The 4,196-nt window shown below is 72.4% G+C and carries 4 protein-coding genes and 1 pseudogene; 1 reads left to right on the top strand and 4 read right to left on the bottom strand.

Annotated elements, in window-relative coordinates; all coding sequences use genetic code 11:
* Positions 1 to 1,094 (top strand): molybdopterin-dependent oxidoreductase (locus PROKR_RS13280; RefSeq protein ID WP_084800431.1); only part of this gene is annotated, 1,094 nt, incomplete at its 5' end.
* 25 nt (positions 1,095 to 1,119) lie between these two features.
* On the opposite strand, the gene PROKR_RS13275 is transcribed toward PROKR_RS13280, so the two are convergent.
* The 4 genes and pseudogenes from PROKR_RS13275 to PROKR_RS13260 form a co-directional block, all read right to left on the bottom strand.
* Positions 1,120 to 1,572 (bottom strand): MarR family winged helix-turn-helix transcriptional regulator, encoded by a 453-nt coding sequence (locus PROKR_RS13275; RefSeq protein ID WP_036963988.1) that lies wholly within the window; start codon positions 1,570 to 1,572, stop codon positions 1,120 to 1,122.
* Between the two features lie 93 nt (positions 1,573 to 1,665).
* The gene (locus PROKR_RS13270; protein WP_036963986.1) at positions 1,666 to 2,313 is read right to left on the bottom strand and encodes an FMN-dependent NADH-azoreductase; all 648 of its coding nucleotides are present in this window, start codon (positions 2,311 to 2,313) and stop codon (positions 1,666 to 1,668) included.
* A gap of 178 nt (positions 2,314 to 2,491) precedes the next feature.
* Entirely contained in the window at positions 2,492 to 3,523 is a 1,032-nt protein-coding gene (locus PROKR_RS30740) for a type IV toxin-antitoxin system AbiEi family antitoxin domain-containing protein (protein ID WP_051432962.1), read from the bottom strand.
* 133 nt (positions 3,524 to 3,656) lie between these two features.
* Positions 3,657 to 4,196: pseudogene (locus tag PROKR_RS13260) on the bottom strand (hypothetical protein); the annotation flags it as partial.

Below are 4,196 nucleotides of genomic sequence, written 5' to 3'. Positions count from 1 at the left end.
CGTCGTCGGCGTCGGCGTCGGACGGCGCGGTGGACCGGCGCGGGTTCCTGGCCGTCTCCGGCATCTCCGTGGGCGTCGCCGTGCTGGCGCTCGTGGGCTCGCGCGTGCTGTCCGCGGGTTCGACGGCGGTGAGCGCCGTCCGGGAGAAGCTGCGCCTGCCGACCGCGCGCACCATGGCGCCCGCCGTGCCCGCGGGGGCCGACCTGGAGCTCGACGGCCTGACGCCGTACATCACGCCGAACCCGGACTTCTACCGCATCGACACCGCGCTGATCGTGCCGCAGCTCGACCCGGCGGACTGGTCACTGCAGGTGCACGGTCTGGTCGACGAGCCGTTCACCATCACCTGGGACGAGCTCCTGGCGCTGCCCCTCGAGGAGCACCACGTGACGCTGGCCTGCGTGAGCAACACCGTGGGCGGCGACCTCATCGGCAACGCCCTGTGGCTCGGCTACCCGATCCGCGCGCTCCTGGAGCGAGCCAAGCCGCGGGCCGGCGCCGACATGGTGCTCTCCCGCAGCAGCGACGGGTTCACCGCGGGCTCGCCGCTGGAGGTGCTGCAGGACCCGGACCGCGAGAGCCTGCTCGCCATCGGCATGAACGGTGAGCCGCTGCCCGTCGAGCACGGCTTCCCCGCGCGGCTGGTGGTACCGGGCCTGTACGGGTACGTCTCGGCCACCAAGTGGGTCACCTCGCTGGAGGTCACGACGTTCGACGCCGATCAGGGCTACTGGACGCCGCGCGGCTGGTCCGTCCTGGGGCCCATCAAGATCGAGTCGCGCATCGACGTGCCCCGCGGTTCCGCGCCTGCCGGCGCCGTGACCGTGGCCGGCGTCGCCTGGGCCCAGCACACCGGCATCGCCAAGGTGGAGGTCCGGCCCGACGACGGCGACTGGGTCACCGCCGAGCTCGCCGAGACCGTGGGCCCCGACACGTGGCGCCAGTGGCACGTCTCGATCGACCTCGACGCGGGCGACCACACGCTGGCGGTGCGCGCCACGGATGCCGACGGCCAGGTGCAGACCGAGACCGAGGCCCCGCCCGCCCCCGACGGCGCGTCGGGCTGGCACACCGTGACCGTCTCGGTGGGCTGAGCCGGCTCAGCGGGAACCGGCAGGCTCAGCAGAAGGGGTCGGACGCCGCCGACGTCGCGGCCACCAGCAGCTCGTGGAGCTGGGTGCGCTGCGCCGGGTCGAGGGTCTCGAAGACCTCGTCCTCGACGGCACTGAGCGCGGTCTCCGCCCGGCAGAGCAGCTCGACGCCGTCGTCGGTCAGCGAGACGACGTGCCGCCGCCGGTCCTGCGGGGACCGGCGGCGCTCGACCAGGTGCCGCTCCTCCAGCTCGTTGAGCAGACCGACGATGTTGGTGCTGTCCAGCACGAGCGCCGTCGCCAGGTCGCGCTGCGTGATCTCGGTCCGGTCGCGCAGCACGGTGAGGGCCACCAGGTGCCGGGTCCGCAGGCCGAGCGGGGCCAGCGCCGACTCGCTGCGCCGGCGAAGATGGCGGGCCAGGTAGTCGATGAGCGCGCCCGACCGGCGTACGGACTGGTCCAGGACCGGCGACTCCTCCACGGCTTCTCCTTCGTCGTCGCGACCCCGCAACTCTACGGGAGCACGGGGTCGCGACGTGGGGAATTACGCCGTGAGCGGTGGCTCAGGCGCGGCTCAGGCTGTGACGACCGCAGGTGCCCACAGGTCGTCGATCTCCGCCTCGGCCTGGCGGCGGCTCTCCTCCGCCAGCGGCACCAGCCCGGCCATCGCGGGGTTGGTCCCGGCGAGCGTCAGCTCGGCCGTGATGAAGCGCGGCTCCAGTCCCACCATCGCCACACCGTGCGGCAGCCACGCCGTCGCGTGGTCCCAGCCCTGGCGGGGCGCACCCTCGCCGTACCCGCCGCCGCGGGAGACCACCACGACGAAGTCGCGGCCGCCCAGCAGGCCCTTCCCGGTCTCGGGGTCGATGGAGAGCCCGGGTGCCATCAGGTGGTCCACCCAGGACTTCACGGTGCTCGGGGCCCCGTAGTTGTAGATCGGCAGGCCGAGCAGCACGGTGTCGGCGGCGGCGACCTCACCGACCAGCTCCGAGATCCGGGCCCACGACTCGGCCTGCTCGGGCGTGTGCTGGTCGGCCGGTAGGCCACGGCTCAGGTTCGCGGCGGCATCGAAGTGCGGCACCGGGTGGGCGCCGAGGTCGCGGTAGGTCACCGTGCCCTCCGGGTGCGCGGCGCGCCAGGCGTTCGCGGCCCGCGCGGTGAGCTGCCTGCTGACCGAGCTGTCGCCCTGGATGCTCGCGTCGATGTGCAGCAGTGTTGCCATGGTCGGGTTCCTCCTGGAGGTGTCGTGTCCGGCTGATGTGGCCTCCAGGGTCAATCATTCGTGAACCACATAGTATTTCCGCGGCGCGTGTGATCTGGCTCACTTGCCTTGCATGGTCGTCCCGATCGACCATGCACCTGCTGCCAAGCTGGGGCGCGCCCTGGCAGCAGGTGCATGGTCATTCCGGCTGGGCGCGCTGCCTGTGGCCCCGCTGGCCCGCTGTCGACCGCCATCGGGCCGGTCGGGGCGGCAGGGCGCAGTCTGGCTGCCAGCCCTCCCGCCGCAGGACCAGGGCGACCTCCCCGGCGAGGTGGCCACCCGTCACGTGGCCGGGGAAGAACCGCAGGACGATGTTCTGGCCCTCGCCGGCCAGTCCGTTCTGGCGGACGGCGTCGTGCCGTACCTGCCGGTCGGCGCCGTGGAACTCCCGCGAGTCGATCTCGACGATCAGCCATCGACCGGCGCCCAGGTGCCACGCCAGGTCGGCACGGCCCAGGAAGCGTCCGCGCTCGTCGAAGAAGTCGCGCTGCAGGTCGTCGGGCGCGATCCCGGCGTCGTGCAGCCGCAGCCTGGCGTGGCTCTCGGGCGGGGACTCGGCTCGTCCGTCCGCCAGCGGCAGCCAGTCGAGAACGCGGCGTGATCCTCGTCGGTTCACCAGTCGGCGCCGGATGGCGGTCAGGTCCTCCGCGTTGATCAGACCCTGGTGCAGGGCGCTGTCCAGGCAGGCGACCGCCTGGTCGCGCGACAGCGTCGGCAGTGCCTGGGCGAGCGCCTGGACGATCTCGACCACCTGGCGGCCCTGGACCTCGACGGTGGCGAGCTCGCTTGCGTACTGACGGAACGTGATCCCGTCCCGTGACCTGCGTGCGACGCCGCGCGCGAACGTCGCCTCGGGGGTGATCCGTCGCGGCAGACCCTGGACGCCGTGCAGCACGAGCGCGCAGGCGCCGACGGCGATCGCGTGACGGTTGGCCAGGAGCGCCGTCCAGGCGGCGCGCAGCCGGTCGACGTCGAACGGGTGCAGGTCGTCCGGGGTCCTGCCCGTGTCGTAGACCCCGCGGGTCAGGCGCCGCCACCCGCCCCGTGCAACGAGGTTGCGCCGCACCGACGGTCCGGCGCCGGCGGCGTCGCACTGCTCGGAGGACACCAGCCCGGCCTGGTTGCGCGCCAGGTCCAGCAGCGATGGTGGCACGGGCAGCTTCGGCGGCATGGGCTCAATTACAGCTGATGCCGTCCGTTGGTCACTCTTGTCGTCCACAGGTGCGATAGCGACCATGCACTTGCTGCCAGGCCGGGCCCGAGTTTGGCAGCAAGTGCATGGTCGGTAATTTGGCGGCGAAGGGTCAGTCGAGCGACAGCGTCGGGAGGAAGGCCTCGACGAAGTCCTCGGCCGTGTCCCCGAACTGGGTGATCGTGATGATGTACGCGCCATCTCCTGTGGTCGGCTCGATGACCAGCATGGTCGGGCCCTGCGCGTCGTCGGGGACCTCGGTGCCCGTCGGCAGCCCTCCCGCCTCGGCGGCGACGTCGAACTCGAGGGCGCTCTCCGCTCCCGTCAGCTCGAACGGTTCGCCATCGGTCCGCTCGGCGATACCTGGCCAGGTCGCGCTCTCGGGTCCCTCGTCGTAGTAGGCCATCCGGAGGAACGGCGGCGAGTCGGGGTCCTCCTTGCTGTGCCACATCTCCGACGTCTCGCCGGGCTCGTCCGCGACAGGTCCGCTCGTCACGATCTCGGGGGGCAGGGCGTAGGTGAGGCCCTCCAGCTCCTCCGTGTGCCACCCCGCCGGAACCTCCTGGGACGCAACAGGATCAGAGGCCGACGCCGACACCGCCGCCCCCGGCAGCAGCTCGCCCGACGTCGTCGGGCCGCCGAGGCCGAACGC

The organism is Promicromonospora kroppenstedtii DSM 19349, assembly GCF_000515355.1.
GTDB lineage: Bacteria > Actinomycetota > Actinomycetes > Actinomycetales > Cellulomonadaceae > Promicromonospora > Promicromonospora kroppenstedtii.
The sequence above is the reverse complement of the archived record's forward strand: the minus strand, read 5'-3'. Positions and strand labels throughout refer to the sequence as shown.